The sequence below is a fragment of the Catellatospora coxensis genome, from assembly GCF_016862635.1.
Lineage (GTDB): Bacteria > Actinomycetota > Actinomycetes > Mycobacteriales > Micromonosporaceae > Catellatospora > Catellatospora coxensis.
The window spans coordinates 59,445-78,919 of the sequence record NZ_BONI01000015.1 but is presented as its reverse complement, the minus strand read 5'-3'; the positions used below and the strand labels follow the sequence as shown (position 1 = coordinate 78,919).

The following is a 19,475-nucleotide window of genomic DNA, read 5'->3' as shown; positions in this document are numbered from 1 at the left end:
CTTGCCCGAAATCGTTCTCACCGCCGCCCGGTTCGGCTTCCTCGTGCTGCTGTGGATCTTCGTGTTCACCGTGGTCGGGGTCATCCGACGGGATCTGTTCGCCGGCTCGCGCACGAGTCGGCTGGTCGCCGCGCCCCGCGGAGTCGCGGGGGCCGCGCAGGCGGCGGGCAGCGCGCGCCCGGCCAAGGTCAAGAAGGGCCGGGCCGCGCACACCTTGGTGGTCACGGCGGGTTCGCTCGCCGGCACCAAGATCACGCTGGGCGAGGCGCCGATCACCATCGGCCGGGCGGAGGACTCCACGCTCGTCATCACCGATGACTACGCCTCCGCCCGCCACGCCCGCCTGGTCCCCCGGGACGGGCAGTGGATGGTGGAAGACCTCGGCTCGACCAATGGCACGTATCTGGACCGCAGCAAGGTGAGCGGACCTACTCCCGTACCCCTCGGCGTGCCGATTCGCATCGGCCGCACGTCCCTCGAATTACGGCCATGACAATCATCCTGCGCTACGCGGCCCGCAGTGACCGCGGCCTCATCCGTGACGGAAACCAGGACTCCGTCTACGCCGGGCCGCGGCTGCTCGCCGTCGCCGACGGCATGGGCGGCATGGCCGCCGGTGACGTCGCCAGCAACATCGTCATCGGCGCCATGGCACCGCTCGACGAGGACGTCCCCGGCGACGCGATCGTCGACGCCCTCCGGTCGGCCGTCAACCTCGCCAACCAGCAGCTTCGCGACACCGTGGACGCCAACCCCCACCTGGAGGGTATGGGCACCACCCTGACCGCGATGCTCTTCACCGGCTCCAAACTGGGCATGGCCCACATCGGCGACTCGCGGGCATACCTCCTGCGCGACGGCGAGTTCAACCAGATCACCAAGGACGACACGTACGTCCAGATGCTGGTGGACGAGGGTCGCATCAGTGCGGAGGAGGCCAGCAGCCACCCTCAGCGCTCGCTGCTCACCCGCGCGATGGACGGGCGCGACATCGAACCGGACTACACCGTCCGGCCGGTGCACCCCGGCGACCGCTACCTGATCTGCTCCGACGGCCTGTCGGGCGTGGTCAGCGCGGAGACCATCGGGCAGACCATGCGCGAGTACGTCGACCCGACCGCCTGCGTGGAGCGCCTCATCGCGCTCGCGCTGCGCGGCGGCGGGCCCGACAACATCACCGTGATCATCGCGGACGCCACCGACGAGGACATCGTCGAGCAGGCGCCCGTGGTCGGCGGCGCGGCCGCCCGCGATCGCGGCAACACCAGCGAGGCCCAGGTCGAGTCCACCCCGGCAGCCCGCGCCTCGGCGCTGACCGCCACGCCGCGCCCGGCCGCCGCCGAGCCGCCCGCACCGCCCGCGGAACCCGCGGCGCGGCGCGGCCGGCACCCGGTGCGCGCCGGGCTGCTCGTGCTGGGCCTGCTCGTGGTGCTCGGCGCGGGCGTCTGGTTCGCCTGGGACTACTCGCAGTCGCGCTACTACATCGGCGCGACCGAGGCCGGGCAGGTCGCGATATTCCGCGGCGTGCCGGGCCAGATCGCGGGCTTCGACCTGTCCCAGCCGGAGCAGGTCAGCGAGGTCACCCTCGACGACCTGACCACCGTCGCGCAGGAGCAGGTGCGCAAGGGCATCCAGGCCGACAACGAGGCCGACGCGGTCTCCCGGCTGGAGAACCTGATCCGTGACGACCCGGCGAACATGAACATCCTGCCCAGCTGCCCGACCTCGGCCAGCCCCTCCCCGTCGGCGACGCCGTCGCCCGGGGTCACGCCGACGGCCACCCCGCTGCCGGCCGTCGACGCGAGCAGCCCGCCCAGCGAGCCGGTGGTGCCGAGCCCGGTGCCCTGCCGGCCGAATTGAGCATGAGGACGTCGTGACCACCCCCCATACCGCCCCTCCCGCAGCAGCCGCGGCCGTCCCCGAGACGCCCGTGGCGGCGAAGCCGTCGCTGCTGCACATGGATCCGGCGGCCCGCCGGGTGCGCCGCACCGAACTGTGGCTGCTCCTGCTGGCCATGGCCATGGTCGCCGGTTACCTGGCGGCGGTCGAGGCGAACATGCTCGACACGGTCACGATGGACTTCTGGTACCCGGCCGGTGTGCTCACCGCCGTGTTCCTGGCGCTGCACGTGGTCATCCGGCTGCGCGCGCCGTTCGCCGACCCGGTGCTGGTGCCGACCGTGGCCCTGCTCAACGGGCTCGGCGTGGCCTTCCTGCGCCGGCTCGACCTGGGCCGCGCGAAGATCGACGACCGGCCCGAACTTGCGATCTTCGCGGGTGACGGCGGTAAGCAGCTGCTCTGGACCCTGATCGCGGTGACCGGCGCGATGGCGCTGCTGTGGTTCGTCCGCGACCACCGCGAGGTCTCCAAGTACGCCTGGACGCTCGGCCTGGCCGGTATCGTCCTGGTGCTGCTGCCCGCGGTGCTGCCCGGCAGCGTCTCCGAGGTCAACGGCGCGAAGCTGTGGATCCGGTTCGGCAGCTTCTTCGCCATCCAGCCGGGTGAGTTCGCGAAGCTGATGCTGCTGGCCTTCTTCGCGTACTACCTGGTCCGCAAGCGTGAGGTGCTGGCCCTGGCCAGCCGCCGCTTCCTCGGCATCGACTTCCCGCGCGGGCGCGACCTGGGCCCGGTCATCGTGGTCTGGGCGCTGAGCCTCCTGGTCCTCGTCTTCGAGAAGGACCTCGGCACCTCGCTGCTGTACTTCGGCATGTTCGTGGTGACGCTCTACGTCGCCACCGAGCGGGTCAGCTGGCTGATCATCGGTCTGGTGCTGTTCTTCGGCGGCGCGGTGCTGGCGTACGTGCTGGCCGGCGCGGTGGGCGGTCCGTTCACCAACTTCGGCCAGCGGGTCGAGATCTGGCTGGACCCGTTCGCCGAGCCGTACGACCGCGGCTACCAGCTCGTCCAGTCCATGCTCGGCCTGGGCACCGGCGGCATGTTCGGCACCGGCCCCGGCGCGGGCAACCCGCTGCTGGTCCCCGAGGTGCGCAACGACTTCATCTTCGCCGGCATGGGCGAGGAGGTCGGCCTGTTCGGCCTCACCGCGATGCTGGCGCTGTACCTGCTCGTGGTCTCCCGCGGGCTGCGCGCCGCGCTGGCCGTCCGGGACTCGTTCGGCAAGCTGCTGGCCGGCGGCCTGGCGTTCACGCTGGCGCTGCAGGTGTTCGTGATCATCGGTGGGGTGAGCAAGCTGATCCCGCTGACGGGTCAGACCACGCCGTTCCTGTCCGCGGGCGGCTCGTCGCTGGTGGCCAACTGGCTGCTGGTGGCACTGCTGCTGCGGATCTCAGACGCGGCGCGCACGCCCGCATCGACGGGAGGTGTACGCCGGTGAACGCCCCTCTGCGACGCGTCGGTGTGGTCGTGATGGTGCTGTTCGGCCTGCTCTTCGCCAACCTGAACTGGGTCCAGGCGTACAAGGGCAACGACTACCGGACCAGCCCCTACAACGGCCGCGTGCAGATCGACGAGTACGACCGCCAGCGCGGGTACATCATGGTGAGCAATCCCGGCAGCAAGCCGATCGCGCTCTCCACCGCCACCAACGGCAATCTCAACTACCTGCGCAGCTACCCCGGCGGCGCGGCGTACGCGCACGTGATCGGCTACAAGCCGGTCAACGGCACGGCGACCGGCGTGGAGCAGCTGGAGAACGACTTCCTGTCCGGCACGTCGGACAAGCTCTTCGCCGACCGGCTGCGCGACATCTTCACCGGCTCGCACACCGCCGGCGGCAACGTGACGCTGACCCTGTCGAAGACCGCGCAGGACACCGCGTACGAGCAGCTGGCCAAGAACAAGCTCGGCGCGAAGTCGGGCGCGGTGGTGGCGCTGGACCCGAACACCGGCGCGATCCTCGCCATGGCGTCCTTCCCGAGCTTCGACCCGAACCCGCTGGTCGCCCACGACAGCAAGGCGGCCGAAGCGTACAAGCGGCTGGAAGGCCAGGCCGGCAACCCGCTGCTGAACCGCGCCCTGCAGGAGACCTACCCGCCGGCGTCGACGTTCAAGGTGCTGGTCTCGGCCGCGGCGCTGTCCGCCAACCGGAACCCGGACACGCCGCTGCAGGCCGGTCCCGGCTACCAGGCGCCGGGCACCACACACGTCATCAAGAACGCGACGTCGTCGACCTGCCCCCAGGAGCAGATGACGCTGAAGGAGGCGCTGACCGTCTCCTGCAACACGGCGTTCGCCCGCCTCGGCGTGGAGCTGGGCTCGCAGCGGCTCAACGACACCGCGCGGGCCTTCGGCTTCTACGACAACAGCCTGCGGGTGGGCAACCTGTCCGCGACCGACCGCGGCCTGCGGGTCGAGGAGAGCGTGCTCGGCCCGCTGACCACCAGCTCGGGCGGCGACGACAAGCCGAACATCGCGATCTCGTCGATCGGCCTCAACGAGGTGCGGGTGACCCCGCTGCAGAACGCGATGGTCGCCGCGGCGATCGCCAACGACTGCTCGCAGATGCGGCCCTACCTCGTCGAGCGGCTGGTCGGGCCGGACCTGACCACCGGGCTCTACTCCGCGGCCCCGAAGGAGCTGCGCCGCAGCTGCACGGCGAGTGAGGCCGCGCAGCTGCGCGAGATGATGGTCAGCGTCGTCGAGAACGGCACCGGCAAGAAGGCGCAGATCAGCGGGTACGTGGTCGGTGGCAAGACCGGCACCGGCACTGCCGACGAGGAGGCCAACGCGGGCTCCGACGGCTGGTTCATCGGGTTCGCGATGAAGGACGGCCGACCGGTCGCCGCTGTCGCAGTCATCCTGGATGATGCCGGCAAGGGTGGCAGCGGCGAGGCGGCTCGCATCGCCGGGCTGGTCATGAAAGGCGTGATCGAGGACAAGGGTGGCAAGTGATGGTCTCCCCTGGCACCGTGCTGAACGGCCGCTACCGCATCGAATCGCGGATCGCCTCCGGCGGCATGGGCGACGTGTGGAAGGGCACCGACGACGTGCTCGACCGCACCGTCGCCATCAAGATCATGCTCTCGGCGCTGCTGGAGGAGCCGGGCTTCGTCAAGCGCTTCCACGCCGAGGCCAAGACGATGGCCGGCATCAACCACCCGGGCGTCGTGCGCATCTACGACTTCGGCAACGACCAGCACCTGGCATACCTGATCATGGAGCTGATCGAGGGCGACCCGCTCTCCCGCACGCTCAACAAGGTCGGCCGGCTCACCCCGGCCCGCACCATGCTGCTGGTCGCGCAGGCCGCCGACGCGCTGCAGGCCGCCCACGACAAGGGCATCGTGCACCGCGACGTGAAGCCGGGCAACCTGCTGGTGCGCTCCAACGGCACCCTGGTGCTGACCGACTTCGGCATCGCCCGGTCGGCGGCGGCCAGCCAGCTGACGGCCACCGGCGCGGTCATGGGCACCGCCTCCTACCTCGCACCGGAGCAGGCCTCCGGGGTCGGCGCCTCGGCGGCCTCGGACGTCTACTCGCTGGGTGTGGTGGCCTACCAGTGCCTCACCGGGCACCGGCCCTATGACGGCGACACCCCGCTCGAGATCGCGATGAAGCACGTCACCGGCACGCCCAAGGCGATGCCGAACGACATCCCGCCGGTGGTGCGCCAGATCGTCGAGCGGGCCATGTCCAAGGAGCCGGGCAACCGGTGGCCGACGGCGGCGTCGTTCGCCAACGCCGCCCGCCAGGCCGCGGGCGCGCTGACCCACGGGAGCGGACCGACCCTGCCGGTGCAGCCGGTGTCGCCCGTGTCGCCGAGCCCGGTCTCGGCCACCCCGGTCTCGCCCGGCCCGTCGCGCCCGCTGAGCCCGGCGACCCCCGGCCCGGTTCGCCCCAACGGGGGCTACCAGCGAGGATCTGCGCCCGTCCCGGCTGCGCCTGCCCCGCTGACCCCCGTCCACGGGGTACCGTACGGGCCGCAGGCTCCCACATCCGCCGGCGGCGGCGGGCGGACCGCCCTGACCGTGATCCTGGTGGTCCTCGGGATGCTGGCGGTGCTCGCGTGCGCCGGCTACGTCGGCTACCTGGTCCGGGAGAGCGAGAAGAAGAAGGGCAATGCCCTCGGGGGCAGCGCCGTACATTCCGAACAAGTCACACTTTCGGCTGGCGGATGGCTGAACGGGGCTGACCACGTGAGCATGGACCCAATGACCGAAGGATCACGTACGCGATGAACGCGCAGGCCCGCCTGCTGGGTGGCAGGTATCAAGTCGGCGAGTTGCTCGGCTACGGCGGCATGGCCGAGGTGCACCGGGGACGCGACCTGCGCCTCGGGCGCGACGTCGCGATCAAGATGCTGCGCACGGACCTGGCCCGGGACGCTACGTTCCAGATGCGGTTCCGCCGTGAGGCGCAGAACGCGGCGGCGCTGAACCACCCGGCGATCGTCGCGGTCTACGACACCGGCGAGGAGCGCGCGCCCACCGGCGAGGTCCTGCCCTACATCGTCATGGAGTTCGTGGCCGGTCGCACCCTCAAGGAGGTGCTGGCCGCCGAGGGCAGGCTGATGCCCCGGCGCGCCATGGAGATCACCGCGGACATCTGTGCCGCGCTGGAGTTCAGCCACCGGCACGGCATCATCCACCGGGACATCAAGCCCGGCAACGTCATGTTCACGCCGAACGCCCAGGTCAAGGTCATGGACTTCGGCATCGCGCGGGCGCTGGCGTCCGGCGCGACCACCATGACGCAGACCTCCGCCGTCATCGGCACCGCCCAGTACCTCTCCCCGGAGCAGGCGCGCGGTGAGGCCGTGGACGCCCGCTCCGACGTGTACGCCGCCGGTTGTGTGCTGTTCGAGCTGCTCTGCGGGCACCCGCCGTTCGTCGGCGACTCCCCGGTGGCGGTGGCCTACCAGCACGTACGGGAGGAGCCGCCGGCCCCGAGCGAGTCGAACCGGGACGTCACCCCCGACATCGACGCGGTCGTGCTCAAGGCGCTGTCGAAGAACCCGGCCAACCGCTACCAGTCGGCCGGCGAGATGCGCGCCGACCTGCTGCGCGCCGCCGCGGGCCGCCCGGTCCTGGCGACGCCGGTGCTCCGCGAGGAGCAGACGATCCCGATGACCGCCCCGGCGCGGACCGGCGCCAACCGCAACGCCCCGGCCCGGGTCGGCGACGCCCGCCGCCGCCGCGCCTCCGGCTGGGTCATCGCGACCCTGACCGCGCTCGGTGTGCTGGCCGTGGTGGCGCTGACGGCCGGCCTGATCCTGGCCAGCCAGCCCAAGGACGTCGCGGTGCCGGACCTGTTCGGCAAGACCGAGGCCCAGGCAAGGGATGCCCTGGTCGCGAAGGGCTTCAAGCCGACCCTCGGTGACCCGATCCTGGAGTCGAACTGCCAGGAGAACACCGTCGCCAAGCAGGATCCGGCGAAGGGTGTCGAGGTCCGGGAAAAGTCCGAGGTCAAGTTCCAGATCTGCGGCGGCAAGCCGCTGCGGACGATCCCGCCGCTGGAGAACTCGACGCAGGCCTTCGCGGAGAACGCGCTGCGCGAGCTGAACCTGGTGCCCGAGGTCGTCGCCGAGGACAGCGAGAAGCCCGAGGGCACCGTGCTGTCCACCAACCCAGGGGTGGGTGAGAAGGTCGCCGAGGGCTCGAAGGTGACACTCAAGGTCTCCAAGGGCAACCGCAAGCCGGTTCCCCCGGTGACCGGTAAGACCGAGGCGCAGGCGATCGCGGCCTTGGAGCAGGCCGGCTTCCGGTACAACGTGAAGCAGGGCAGCACCAGCGAGGACCCGGAGAAGGTCGGCACCGTGGAGGTCCAGGACCCGCCGGCGGGCACCCTCAAGGCGGTCAACTCGGTCATCACGATCCTGGTGTTCCGGGCGGCGGAGCCCCCGCCGCCGGCGTCACCGACGCCGACGCCCACGCCGTGAACCGCTGAAGCCCAGGTAGTGCCGTCGAAGGACGCACTGCCTGGGCTTTTTCGTGCCCCTACCCGGTCAGGCGGGGAAGGCGGCCAGGCGGCGCTGCTCGACCTCTTCGGCGAGTTCGGGCGCGCGGTCCAGGGCCTGCGGGTGGCCGCAGGAGGCCAGCCAGTTGGCGAGCATCAGGTGACCGCCCTGGGTGAGCACCGACTCCGGGTGGAACTGCACGCCCTCGATCGGCAGGGTGCGGTGGCGCATCGCCATCACCACGCCCGATTCGGTACGCCCGGTGACCTCGATCTCGGCGGGCAGGGTCTCCTCCAGCACGGCCAGGGAGTGGTACCGGGTGGCCGTGAACGGGTCCGGCAGACCCGCCAGCACACCCGCACCGGTGTGCGTGACCTGCGAGGTCTTGCCGTGCAGCAGCTCCGGGGCGCGGGTCACCGTGCCGCCGAAGGCCTGCCCGATCGCCTGGTGGCCCAGGCACACCCCGAACAGCGGGATCTTCCCGGCGTACTCGGCGATCACGTCGAGGCAGATGCCGGCCGACTCGGGCGCGCCCGGACCGGGGGAGAGCAGCACCCCGGCCGCCCCGGCCCGCCCGACGTCGGCGACGCTGATCTCGTCGTTGCGCCGCACCTCGCAGTCCACGCCGAGCTGGCCGAGATACTGCACCAGGTTGTAGACGAACGAGTCGTAGTTGTCGATCACAAGAACGCGCATGGCACTCACCTGCTGGCGCTGGGTTTCGGGGTCTCGCCGGTGTCGTACGGGATGTCGTGGCCGTCGCCCGGCTCGCCGGAGGGCGAACCCGACGGGTCCGGGAACGTCTCGTCCAGCTGCGTGTACCCGCTGTCGGGGTCGCCGACCTGGACGTCGTCGAAGGGCAGCAGCGGTTCGGCCCACGGGAAGATCACGTACCACAGGAGCGCCCCGAGGATGCCGAGCAGCACCAGCGAGCCGCCCAGCTTGCCGCCGAGGCCGAAGGGCAGCTTGCGCCAGATCCACGCGTACATCAGGACATCCCCGCCAGCTCGACCGGCCGGCCCTCGGACCGCGGCTGCTCGTCGACGAGCTTGCCGTGGATGATCAGCCGCTGGTAGTTGTCGAGCTTCGGGTTGCAGGTGGTCAGCGTGATCAGCTTGCCGGCCTCCATGGTCGGCGGCACCGCGCGCACCACCTCCACCGCGGTCGGCAGCACGATGCGCTGCTTGACCACCTCGTACACGTAGAAGGTGGTCTTCGTCTCCACGACCATCTTGTCGCCCGGCTTCAGCTGGTCCAGGTTCCAGAAGGTGGCCCGGTTGCGGTGCCCGGCCACCGAGAAGTTGCCCTTCTGGCCCGGCATCGCGCTGTTGGGGTAGTGCCCGGGGGCGAACCGGATGTCCTTCTGGGTGACGCCCTGCACCACCACCCAGTGCTTCTTCAGCGTCGGCAGGTAGAGCTTGGCCACGGCGTTGCCGGGCAGCGGCGCGAGCGGGGACGCCGACGCCGACGGGGTCGGGCCCACGACCGGCTCGTCCCAGTTCAGCTGCTGCTCCAGCTCGGTCTGGTGGGCGTCGACGATGGCCGTCTTGCCCCACACCTCGTACCCGGCGAACAGCAGGATGACCAGGCCGAACGTGATCATGAGCTCACCGGTGCCGCGCAGCGTCGTCCGGATCACCGAGCCCACGGTGGTCCGGGTGTACTCGGAGTGGATGCTCCGGTAGTTCTTCTCGCCGGCCCGGATCGCCTTGACCGGCGCCGGCGGCGGCTCGCCGCTCCAGCGCGGCCGCGGCGAGGGCTTGGCTTCGTCCTCGGCTGACGGGGGCGGTGCGGGAGGGATCGCGCCCAGCAGGCCGGTCTCGTCGGTGGCGACCGCGCGGCCGCTCGCCACGGCGGGCGCGGGCCGGGCGATGCGCGGCGGCGGCACGGTCTGGTCCGTGATCCGGGGCAGCTGCGTCGTCTCGTCCGCGGCAACCTGGCCGAACTGCGCCGCCGGGCTGACCGGCGCTGCCGGGCTCGGGGACGCGTCGGGTCGAGAGGGCGGCGGGGCGGTGGCGGGGGTGATGACCGGCAGCACCGTCGTGGCGTCCGCCGGGAAGACCGGCAGCACGCTGGTGATCGACGCGGCGTCCGCGGTCGGCGCGGCGTCGGCCACGCGGGGGAACGTGGTCGTCTCGTCGTCCTCGGGTTCGTGCGCCCGATGCCTGCTCATCCGTGTCTCCGGCTCTTACTAACGCGGCACCGAAGCATGGCGCAGCAGCACCGATCCCTGGTACGCGGGAGCGACGATGTCGGTCTCGCGGGTGACGCTATATCCCAGGCCGTATGCGCGTACAGCGTCCCGGAAGGCCTGCACGCCGAGGGCCGCGTCGAGCGAGGCCTGCATCCGGGCCGGGTCGCCGATCGCCGAGATCACGAACTCGGGGGAGTAGCGCCGTCCGTCGAGCAGCAGGGTGTTGCCGACGCACTGCACGGCGGTGGTGGTGACGACCCGTACACCCATGATCGTCATGGCCTCGGCCCCGCCCGCCCAGAGCGCGTTCACCACGGCCTGCACGTCCTGTTGGTGCACGACCAGGTCGTCCTGGGTGGCTCCGGTGGACAGGCCGTTGCCGCCGTTAGGCGCGTCGTCCATGCGTACGGTCAGGCCCGGGCCGTGCATCGCGGTCAGCCCGGCGTCGCCCAGGTAACCCTCGCCCCGGGTGCGCTCGGCCTGGAGCGGTCCGTCGCCGCCCGCCTGCGCGCCGGTCAGCGCGTCGATGTCGGCACGCAGCTGGTTCACGTCGCCGACGTACGTGGAGACCTCGGCTTCCTTCTTTCCGACCAGTTGATCCAGCCGAACGCTGTTGTCCTCGCGTAGCGTGGTTCCCTGGGAGGTGGTCGCGCTTACGGTGAACAGCAGCCCGGCTGTGGCGGCGATCAGCGGCACGCCGAGGGTCCACCCGCTGCGGCGGTGGCCGGGCAGGGGATTGAACGCGCGCCCGACCCGGAGCACGGCCTTACGCCATGACGAGGTGCCGGATGTGTATTCCACCACTCCCCCTCCGTGCCAAAACGCGACGATCTGACTACGCTATCTGTCGAACATTATTCAGGCCCATGCCCTAGGTCATCGACCGGTGTGGGCAGGGCCCCTCCAGGAGACAACCGTGCCGAAGTCGCAGGTCCGCAAGAAGAAGATCTACACGCCGCCCACCGACGTGCTGCCCTCGTCGACCACCGCGGACAAGAAGCCGAGCCCGATCTGGCTGCCGATCACAGCGGTCGTTCTGATCGTTTTCGGCATCGCCTGGCTGGTTGTGTACTACCTGTCCGAAACGCTGTACCCGGTGGCGGGCTGGGGGTACTGGAACCTGGCCGTCGGCTTCGGCGCCATGGTCGGCGCGCTCGGCCTCCTCTCGAAGTGGCGCTGAGCTTCCGCAGCCGACCACGATAGCTCGCGATCCGGGGTCGCGGCCTCCTGTACACGTGCGTGGAGGCTGTGACCCCGGATGCTGTCCGGAGCTGTCCGCGACACCGGTGACCTGCCGCTGGCCTAGGGTGAGGGCAGCCCTGTGTGAACCCTCACATTACTGAACGGTAACTAGGGCGTAGGCTGCGGTGGGGTTTATACACAGGGCTGTTCCGACGCAGGGAGGCGTGGGTATGGGCGGCGTTCAGATCGTCAGTACGGTCATCGCGGTGGCCGTGACCGCGGTCGCGGTGGCGCTGGTCGTACGGGCGGTGCGGCAGATGCTCGCCGTCATCCGGCTCGGCCAGCCCGATCCCACCCGCTCGGGTCAGCGGGCGGCCCGGTGGAAGACCATGCTGACCGAGACCTTCGGCCACACGAAGATGTTCAAGTGGTCCGTGGTCGGCGCGGCGCACTGGCTCGTGATGATCGGGTTCATCGTGCTGTCGACGCTGGTCGCCGGCGCCTACTTCGAGGTCGTCAACCCCGAGTGGGAGCTGCCGATCCTCGGCGGCTGGGACGTGTTCGCGTTCGTGACCGAGTGGATCGGCATCCTCGGCATCCCCGCGATCATCACCCTGATCATCATCCGCCTGCGCCAGCTGCCCTCCCGGCAATCGAACTCCCGCTTCGCCGGCTCGACGATGTGGCAGGCCTTCTTCGTCGAGTACGTCATCCTCGCGGTGCTGGTGCTGGGCTTCCTGATCCGCGGGTTCAAGGTGGCCTCGGGGCTGTTCCACCACCCGGTGTGGGCGACCCCGTTCTCGCACGCGCTCGGCGCGATCTTGCCCGCCTCCCTGACCGCGATCACGATCACCGCCCTGATCAAGATCCTGGTGTCGATGGGCTGGGCGATCACCATCGGCCTCAACCCCACCATGGGTGTGGCCTGGCACCGCTTCCTGGCCTTCTTCAACATCTACTTCAAGCGCAACGCCGACGGCGCGCCCGCCCTCGGCGCGCTCAAGCCGATGACCTCCAACGGCGCGCCGATCGACCTGGAGGAAGCCGACCCCGAGAAGGACACCTTCGGCGTCTCCCAGGTCGAGCACTTCGGGTGGAAGGGCCTGCTGGACTTCTCCACCTGCACCGAGTGCGGCCGCTGCCAGTCGCAGTGCCCCGCCTGGAACACCGGCAAGCCGCTGTCGCCGAAGCTGATCGTCCTGAGCCTGCGCGACCACGCCTACGCCAAGGCCCCCTATTTGCTGGCCGGCGGCGGCAAGCACCTGTCCGGCGAGGAGAAGGGCACCGCCGAGCAGCTCGCGGGCGTCAACGTGCTCGCCCTGGCCGAGGCCGAGCGCCCGCTGATCGGCGGCGCGGCCGAGCTGGGCGTCATCGACCCCGACGCGCTGTGGGCCTGCACCACCTGCGGTGCCTGCGTCGAGCAGTGCCCCGTCGACATCGAGCACGTCGACCACATCGTCGACATGCGCCGCTACCAGGTGATGATCGAGTCGTCGTTCCCGTCCGAGGCCGGGGCGATGCTGCGCAACCTGGAGAACAAGGGCAACCCCTGGGGCGCGCCCCCCAACACCCGCGAGGACTGGACCAAGGGCCTGGACTTCGAGATCACTCGAGTCGGCTCGAGCTCGTCCGATGCGGCTGAGTTCGAGTACCTGTTCTGGGTCGGCTGTGCCGGAGCGTTCGAGGACAAGGCCAAGAAGACCACCCGCGCCGTCGCGACGCTGCTCAACGAGGCCGGAGTCAAGTTCGCCATCCTCGGCAACAACGAGACCTGCACCGGTGACCCGGCGCGGCGCATCGGCAACGAGTTCGTCTACCAGATGCTCGCCCAGCAGAACGTCGAGACGATCAAGGAATCCGGCGCGCTGAAGATTGTCGCGACCTGCCCGCACTGCTTCAACACCATCGGCAACGAGTACAAGGAACTCGGTCTCGAGGTCGAGGTCGTGCACCACACCGAGCTGCTGGCGCACCTGGTCAAGACCGGCAAGCTCACCCCGGTCGCGCCCGTCGACGGCGGGCTGACCTACCACGACCCCTGCTACCTGGGCCGCCACAACCGCGTGTTCACCCCGCCCCGTGAGGTCCTCGGCGCGGCCATCGGCGCGGGTGCCGCCCCCACCACGGGCACCGGCATCCTGGAGATGGGCCGGCGCGAGGAGCGCTCGTTCTGCTGCGGCGCCGGCGGCGCACGCATGTGGATGGAGGAGCGCATCGGCAAGCGCATCAACGTCGAGCGCACCGAGGAGGCCCTGGCCACCGGCGCGAAGACCATCGCCGTAGGCTGCCCCTTCTGCTCCACGATGATCACCGACGGCGTGCGCTCCAAGGGCCAGGAAGAGGTCGAGGTCATCGACGTCGCCTCGGTCCTGCTCCGCTCCGTCAAGCCCACCCCGACGGCCTGACCCGGCCGCCTCACGCGCGCCGGCCGCCCCGCCGACCAGGCGGGCCGCGCCCCGGCCTTCGCAACTCTTGAAAAGTCGCGCCCTCAGACAAGTGCTGAGGGCGCGACTTTTCAAGAGTTGCGGCAGAGGGGGAGGGCTCGCGCCGGTGGCGGAAGGGGGCGTGACTGGTTCTGGCAGAATCGGGCGCGAGGTGATCTCGTCATCGACGCGCTGTCCGCAATCCTGCCCATCCTGTTCTTCGTGCTGCTCACGGTCGGCACCGCGTTCTTCGTGGCGGCTGAGTTCGCGCTGGTCACGGTCGACCGGGCGGAGATCGACACCCGCGCCGACCGCGGCGAGCGCCCGGCCCGCACGGTGCGCCGCGCCCTGCGCGAGCTGTCGTTTCAGCTCTCCGGCGCGCAGCTGGGGATCACGCTGACCGCGCTGCTCACCGGTTACCTGGCCGAGCCGGCGCTGCGCCCGCTGGTCGAGCCGCTGGGCGCGCCGCCCGGCCTGAGCCACGTGATCTCGCTGGCCATCGCGACCCTGTTCTCGATGCTCTTCGGCGAGCTGGTGCCGAAGAACGCGGCGCTGTCCCGGCCGATGCCGGTGGCGCTTCGTACGGCCGGACCGATGCGGGTCTTCTCGCGCGTCTTCAAACCGCTGATCTTCGCGCTGAACGGCACCGCCAACTGGCTGGTCCGCCGGATGGGCATCGAGCCGCAGGAGGAGCTGGCCAGCGCGCGCTCGCCCGAGGAACTCGGCCTGCTGGCCGCGATCTCGGCCCAGGCCGGCGCGCTGCCCTCGGAGACCGCCCTGCTGCTGCAGCGCACGGTGCGCTTCGGTGACAAGCACGCGGCCGAGGCGATGACGCCCCGCATCGACGTGGTGGGCCTGGCCGGCTCGGCCACCGTCGCGGAGCTGTTCGAGGCGGCCCGGGAGACGGGCCACAGCCGCTTCCCGGTGTACGAGCAGACCCTGGACACCGTCACCGGCGTCGTGTCGGTCAACGACGCGCTCGCGGTGCCCCCGGCCCGCCGCACGCTGACCACGGTCGCCGCGGTGGCCCGCGAACCGGTGCTGGTCCCGGCGTCGCTGGACCTGGACAAGGTGGTCGCGGCGCTGCGGGAGAGCCGCTCCGACTTCGCCATCGTCGTCGACGAGTACGGCGGCACCGACGGTGTGGTCACCATCGAGGACCTGGTCGAGGAGCTGGTCGGCGAGATCGCGGACGAGCACGACACCGCCGAGGAGGAGGAGTCGGGCTCGATCGAGGTGACGGTCCCGGGCGGGGTGCGCACCTGGCTGGTCGACGGGATGCTACGCGAGGACGAGCTGGACGAGCAGACCGGGTTCCGGCTGCCCGAGGGCCCGTACGAGACGCTGGGCGGATACCTGATGGCGGAGCTGGGCCGGATCCCGGTGGTCGGCGACGCCCTGGTCGCCAACGACTGGGAGTTCACCGTGGTGGAGATGGACCGGCACCGGGTGGAGCAGGTGCGGCTGGTCCGGCTGGCGGGCGACGACGATGAGTGAGCTGCTGATCACCGCGGCGCTGCTGCTGGGCAACGCGTTCTTCGTCGGCGCGGAGTTCGCGCTGATCGCCTCCCGGCGTACCGTCATCGAGCCGAAGGCGCAGCACTCGCGCCCGGCGGCCTGGGCGCTGTCCGCGATGAACCAGATCCCGTTGATGATCGCCGGCGCCCAGCTGGGCATCACGCTGTGCTCGCTGGCGCTCGGCGCCATCGCGGAGCCGGCGCTGGCCAACTTCATCGAGCCCGCGATCCACGCGCTCGGCCTGCCCCCGAAGATGCAGCACCCGATCGCCTTCGTGCTGGCCCTGCTCATCGTCGTCTTCCTGCACACGGTGATCGGCGAGATGGTGCCGAAGAACATCACCCTGGCCGGGCCGGAAGGCAGTGTGCTCTGGCTGGGCCCGCCGATGCTGGCGTTCTGCATCGCCACCAAGCCGCTGCTGGTGGCGATGAAGTGGGCGTCGCGGAAGGTGCTGCGGCTGTGGCGGGTCGAGGCCGCGGACGCGGTGAAGACCGTGTTCACCGCCGAGGAGCTGGCGGGCCTCGTGCAGCAGGCGCACACCGAGGGCCTGCTGGACCCGGAGCAGCACGCCCGGATCGCGGGCGCGCTGGCGCTGCACCAGCGCACCGCCGCGGACGCGCTGCGGCCGTGGTCGGCGGTCACCATCGTCACCGACGACACCTCACCGGCCACGCTGGAGGTGCTGGCGACCCGCACCGGCCGGTCCCGGTTCCCGGTGGTGGCCCGCGGCACCCGGCGGGTGCTGGGCTTCGTGCACATCAAGGACGTGATCGGGCTGGAGGGCGCGAGCCGCCGCGAGCCGATCCCGGGTGAGCTGGTCCGGCCGCTGGCGATCGTGCCGCCGGACCGTTCGCTGGCCGAGCTGCTGCTGTCGATGCGCCGCGAGCGGCGGCACATCGTGCTGGTGAGCGAGGGCCAGCTGCCGGTGGGTGTGGTGACGCTCGACGATGTGCTCAACGCCATCATGGCCCCGGCGGTATGACGCGTCCTGACGGTGCGTGACCGCCGCCGACGCCTGCGCAGGTCAGCGCGGCTGTCGGCGGCGGCGTGAAGCGAACTTTTCGAGGCACGCTGAGTGACATCGGGGCAGCTCAGCGAAGTTGTCTCGGTTCCGGCTTGAAACCGGCTCACCTTGTTTTCTAGGGTTGGTGACCGTCTGGTGCGTACGCCGGGTTGTGACCCCTCGCGACCCCGCCCCGGACACCGCGGCCCGGTTCACCCCTGCTCCACCGGTCGCGGTCGGCGGAAAAGGAGTTCCGGTGACCCCCCTCCGTACCGCGTCGCGCTCGCTCACCCGTGCGCTTGTGCTGGTCGCAGCCCTGCTCGTCGGCGTCGCGCCGGCCCTGCCCGCGCACGCCGAGCCGTCGATCAGCGAGATCGAGGCCGAGATCGCCAAGACGTGGGAGAAGCTCGAGCCGCTGGTCGAGGACTACAACAAGGTCCACAGCGAGCTGGTCAAGCTGCAGAAGAAGGCCGCTGGCCTGGAGACGAAGCTGCAGCCGCTGCGGCTGACCGTCGAGGTGACCCGGACCCGGGTCGGCGTCATCGCCGCCGAGTACTACAAGGGCGGCCGCAGCGCCGAGGTGAACGCGCTGCTGAGCAGCGGCTCGCCGAAGCAGTTCGCGGACCAGCTGATGATGCTGCAGCAGATCGCTCACGGTAAGCAGGAGCAGATCTCGGCCACCTCCGAGGCGAAGGCCAAGTACGACGGCGAGAAGGCCACGCTCGACAAGGCCATCGCGGACCAGAAGCTCAAGGACGCCGACCTGGCCGCGAAGAAGAAGGTCATCGAGGGCGAGATGAGCCGCCTGCAGAAGCTGCGGACGCAGGCGTACGGCACCGGCGGCTCCGGCGGCTCGCTGAAGATCGGCGCGGCCTGCCCGGCGCAGATGGGCTCCGGCAAGGGCCAGACCGCCGCGTCGTGGGCCTGCAAGCAGATCAGCAAGCCGTACGTGTGGGGCGCGGCCGGTCCGGGCAGCTTCGACTGCTCCGGCCTGACCCAGTGGGCGTACGCGAAGGCGGGCGTCAGCCTCACCCACTACACCAAGGACCAGTGGGGCGAGACGACGAAGGTGACCACGCCCGCGGTCGGCGACCTGGTCTTCTTCTACGGCGACCTGCACCACGTGGGCATGTACGTCGGCACGGTCAACGGCCGCCGGGTGATGGTGCACGCCCCGCACACCGGAGACGTGGTGCGGATGCAGTACATCGACGTCATGCCGGTCGCCGGCTACCGCCGGGCCTACTGACCTCTCAGCATGGAGAAGGGCTCCCCGCCGTTCGCGGGGAGCCCTTCCTGTTCCGCCGGACGCGTCAGAACGACACGGCCGGCTTCAGCACCACGTCGGCGCGCAGCACGTACGCGATGCGCTGGCCGAACTGGATCTGCACGTACTGCTGCTCGCCGCGGATGACGGTGCCGTCACCCGGGGCCGACCAGTCGAACGTGGTGGCGCGGTAGTACTCGCCGTTCAGCACCGGCCCGGCCGCGTAGCGCTGCCCAGCCGTGATCGTGTACTGCGCCAGCGGGCTGACCGCCTGTGCGGGCACGCCGGCCGGGTAGGCCGCCGCCTCCGGGTAGGCCCGGCCGAACACCGGGATGCTCGCCAGGCCCGGCTTCGGCTCGACCACGAACCCGACGTTCCACAGCGGTCCGGCGTCGGCGTTGCGGAACCAGGCCTTCTGGCCGAGGTACCAGATCGCGGTCCACTCCCCGGCCCGCTCGGCCACGGCGTACGTCTGGCCCGCCGAGGCCCGTGCGCAGTGGTCGCTGACCACCATGGTGCTCGCCTTCGTGCCGCACCGGCCCGGGTCGCGGATCAGCGGGGCGGTCAGGTCGGGCGCGCTGCGCAGGATGACCGACGAGCTGGAACGCAGCGGGCACGGGTTGCTCGCCGCGCCGGTGCAGCCGGTGAACGCCGGCTTGTTGGTGGCGAAGTCGGGGTTCACGGTGACCAGCCCGGCGTGGCCGGCCAGCGGCTCCGGCAGCCCGCGGAACGGGGCCTTGAGCAGGTCGAAGTAGTGCGACCAGTCCCAGTACGGGCCCGGGTCCCAGTGCATGCCGGCGACCGTGGAGGTGATGGTGCCGGGCACGTTGTCGTGGCCGATGATGTGCTCGCGGTCCAGCGGGATGCCCAGCCGCAGGGCGAGGTGCCGGACCAGCTTCGCCGAGGTGCGGTAGAGCGCCTCGGTGTACCAGCTGCCCTGCGCCGCGAAGCCCTCGTGCTCCAGGCCGATGGACTTGGCGTTGACGTACCAGTTGCCCGCGTGCCAGCCGACGTCCTTGGCCTTCACGTGCTGGGCGATGTGCCCGTCGACCGAGCGCAGCGAGTAGTGCCAGCTGACGTACGTCGGGTCGGCGACCAGCTTCAGGGTCGTCGCCCAGCTGGCCTCGGTGTCGTGGATGACGATGTACTCGATGCGCTGCGACTGCGGCCGGTTGCCCTTGTCGTGGTTGCCGTAGTCGCCGTCGCCGAACGCCTCGTACGGCGCGGGCAGCGACTCGCAGGAGATGTCGAGCGGGCACTCGATGCCGTCGGGCCGGGCCAGCTTGCGCAGGCCGAGCCGGATCAGCCAGTCCTTGACGGGGGTGACCGACTTGGCGTTCAGGCTCAGCGCGTGCCCCTCGTCGGTGGTGCGGGCGACACCGTCGCGCAGCGTCGCGTACACCTCGTCGGCGAACGCCGCCGCGGCCTGCTCGCTGTCCGCGCCGGAGTAGCGGGCGACCGCGCCGTACCAGGCCGCCGGGTCGGTGTCCGCGCCCTGCGGCGCGTTCAGTTCCTGCTGGTACGAGGCCAGCAGCGCGGCTCCGCCGCGGATGTTCGCGACCGGGTCGGTGCGCAGCGTCTCGGCCGGCAGGCCGGTCAGCTCCGCCGCGGCGGGCAGGGTGCGCAGCGCCGCCTCGGCCGGAGCCGGGGCGCCGTCGGGGTGCCCGGCCGCCTTCGGACGGCTGTCGTCACCCCGGGAGTCCTCCTCGGGGGCGGGCTCGGACTCCGGCTCGGCGGCCGGAGCCAGCGCGGCGACGTACGCCGCGTCGGTGAGATGCATCGGGCCGTAGCCGCCCGAGGTGCTGGGCGTGCCCGCGTTGGCGTCCCAGCGGGACTCCAGATAGGAGACGCCCAGCAGCACGTCCACGGGTACACCGTATTCCTGGGCGGCCGCCAGGTAGTCGGCCTGCCTGGTGGGTGGCGACTCGGCCTGGGCGGCCACCGGCGTGATGCCGGCGCCGAGCCCCAGACCCACCGCGGTGAGCAGCGCCAGCCGGCGCAGGGGGATTCGGGGTGACACGTACGGCTCCCTT

General features: G+C 70.8%; 16 protein-coding genes. 11 read left to right on the top strand and 5 right to left on the bottom strand.

Features of this window, described 5'->3' with window-relative positions:
• Window position 1 precedes the first annotated feature (1 nt).
• The 6 genes from Cco03nite_RS11055 to pknB all read left to right on the top strand — a co-directional run bounded on the left by Cco03nite_RS11055 (window position 2) and on the right by pknB (window position 7,837).
• Window positions 2–493, top strand: a complete 492-nt coding sequence (locus tag Cco03nite_RS11055) for an FHA domain-containing protein FhaB/FipA (RefSeq protein WP_120317539.1) — start codon at window positions 2–4, stop codon at window positions 491–493.
• The gene (locus Cco03nite_RS11050) at window positions 490–1,860 is read left to right on the top strand and encodes a PP2C family protein-serine/threonine phosphatase (RefSeq protein WP_203691932.1); all 1,371 of its coding nucleotides are present in this window, start codon (window positions 490–492) and stop codon (window positions 1,858–1,860) included. The genes Cco03nite_RS11055 and Cco03nite_RS11050 overlap by 4 nt, the downstream gene beginning before the upstream one ends.
• A gap of 97 nt (window positions 1,861–1,957) precedes the next feature.
• Window positions 1,958–3,334 (top strand): FtsW/RodA/SpoVE family cell cycle protein, encoded by a 1,377-nt coding sequence (locus Cco03nite_RS11045; RefSeq protein WP_203692013.1) that lies wholly within the window; start codon window positions 1,958–1,960, stop codon window positions 3,332–3,334.
• On the top strand, window positions 3,331–4,851 hold the full coding sequence (locus Cco03nite_RS11040) for a peptidoglycan D,D-transpeptidase FtsI family protein (protein ID WP_203691930.1): 1,521 nt from the start codon (window positions 3,331–3,333) through the stop codon (window positions 4,849–4,851). Before Cco03nite_RS11045 ends, Cco03nite_RS11040 begins: the two co-directional genes overlap by 4 nt.
• On the top strand, window positions 4,851–6,137 hold the full coding sequence (locus Cco03nite_RS11035; RefSeq protein WP_203691928.1) for a serine/threonine-protein kinase: 1,287 nt from the start codon (window positions 4,851–4,853) through the stop codon (window positions 6,135–6,137). The genes Cco03nite_RS11040 and Cco03nite_RS11035 overlap by 1 nt, the downstream gene beginning before the upstream one ends.
• Window positions 6,134–7,837: a Stk1 family PASTA domain-containing Ser/Thr kinase gene (pknB, locus tag Cco03nite_RS11030; RefSeq protein WP_203691926.1), complete on the top strand. Its 1,704-nt coding sequence runs from the start codon at window positions 6,134–6,136 to the stop codon at window positions 7,835–7,837. The genes Cco03nite_RS11035 and pknB overlap by 4 nt, the downstream gene beginning before the upstream one ends.
• Window positions 7,838–7,903: 66 nt before the next feature.
• On the opposite strand, the gene Cco03nite_RS11025 is transcribed toward pknB, so the two are convergent.
• The 4 genes from Cco03nite_RS11025 to Cco03nite_RS11010 are packed head-to-tail and all read right to left on the bottom strand — an operon-like array spanning window position 7,904 to window position 10,850.
• Entirely contained in the window at window positions 7,904–8,551 is a 648-nt protein-coding gene (locus Cco03nite_RS11025) for an aminodeoxychorismate/anthranilate synthase component II (protein ID WP_203691924.1), read from the bottom strand.
• 5 nt (window positions 8,552–8,556) lie between these two features.
• A complete protein-coding gene (locus tag Cco03nite_RS11020; RefSeq protein ID WP_203691922.1) occupies window positions 8,557–8,844 on the bottom strand; it encodes a hypothetical protein in 288 nt (95 codons plus the stop codon).
• Window positions 8,844–10,028, bottom strand: a complete 1,185-nt coding sequence (locus tag Cco03nite_RS11015) for a class E sortase (RefSeq protein WP_203691920.1) — start codon at window positions 10,026–10,028, stop codon at window positions 8,844–8,846. Before Cco03nite_RS11015 ends, Cco03nite_RS11020 begins: the two co-directional genes overlap by 1 nt.
• Window positions 10,029–10,046: 18 nt before the next feature.
• Window positions 10,047–10,850, bottom strand: a complete 804-nt coding sequence (locus Cco03nite_RS11010) for a DUF881 domain-containing protein (RefSeq protein WP_203691918.1) — start codon at window positions 10,848–10,850, stop codon at window positions 10,047–10,049.
• A gap of 115 nt (window positions 10,851–10,965) precedes the next feature.
• Between Cco03nite_RS11010 and Cco03nite_RS11005 the strand changes: the two genes are divergently transcribed.
• The 5 genes from Cco03nite_RS11005 to Cco03nite_RS42830 all read left to right on the top strand — a co-directional run bounded on the left by Cco03nite_RS11005 (window position 10,966) and on the right by Cco03nite_RS42830 (window position 17,424).
• Window positions 10,966–11,229 (top strand): cell division protein CrgA, encoded by a 264-nt coding sequence (locus Cco03nite_RS11005; RefSeq protein WP_203691916.1) that lies wholly within the window; start codon window positions 10,966–10,968, stop codon window positions 11,227–11,229.
• A gap of 232 nt (window positions 11,230–11,461) precedes the next feature.
• Window positions 11,462–13,636, top strand: a complete 2,175-nt coding sequence (locus Cco03nite_RS11000) for a (Fe-S)-binding protein (protein ID WP_203691914.1) — start codon at window positions 11,462–11,464, stop codon at window positions 13,634–13,636.
• Between the two features lie 222 nt (window positions 13,637–13,858).
• Window positions 13,859–15,151, top strand: a complete 1,293-nt coding sequence (locus tag Cco03nite_RS10995; protein WP_203692012.1) for a hemolysin family protein — start codon at window positions 13,859–13,861, stop codon at window positions 15,149–15,151.
• Window positions 15,144–16,154: a hemolysin family protein gene (locus tag Cco03nite_RS10990; protein WP_203691913.1), complete on the top strand. Its 1,011-nt coding sequence runs from the start codon at window positions 15,144–15,146 to the stop codon at window positions 16,152–16,154. Before Cco03nite_RS10995 ends, Cco03nite_RS10990 begins: the two co-directional genes overlap by 8 nt.
• A 277-nt stretch (window positions 16,155–16,431) precedes the next feature.
• The gene (locus Cco03nite_RS42830) at window positions 16,432–17,424 is read left to right on the top strand and encodes a C40 family peptidase (RefSeq protein ID WP_203691911.1); all 993 of its coding nucleotides are present in this window, start codon (window positions 16,432–16,434) and stop codon (window positions 17,422–17,424) included.
• Window positions 17,425–17,488: 64 nt separating this feature from the next.
• Here the strand turns inward: Cco03nite_RS42830 and Cco03nite_RS10980 are convergent, their stop codons facing one another.
• The gene (locus Cco03nite_RS10980; RefSeq protein ID WP_203691909.1) at window positions 17,489–19,462 is read right to left on the bottom strand and encodes an N-acetylmuramoyl-L-alanine amidase; all 1,974 of its coding nucleotides are present in this window, start codon (window positions 19,460–19,462) and stop codon (window positions 17,489–17,491) included.
• Window positions 19,463–19,475 lie beyond the last annotated feature (13 nt).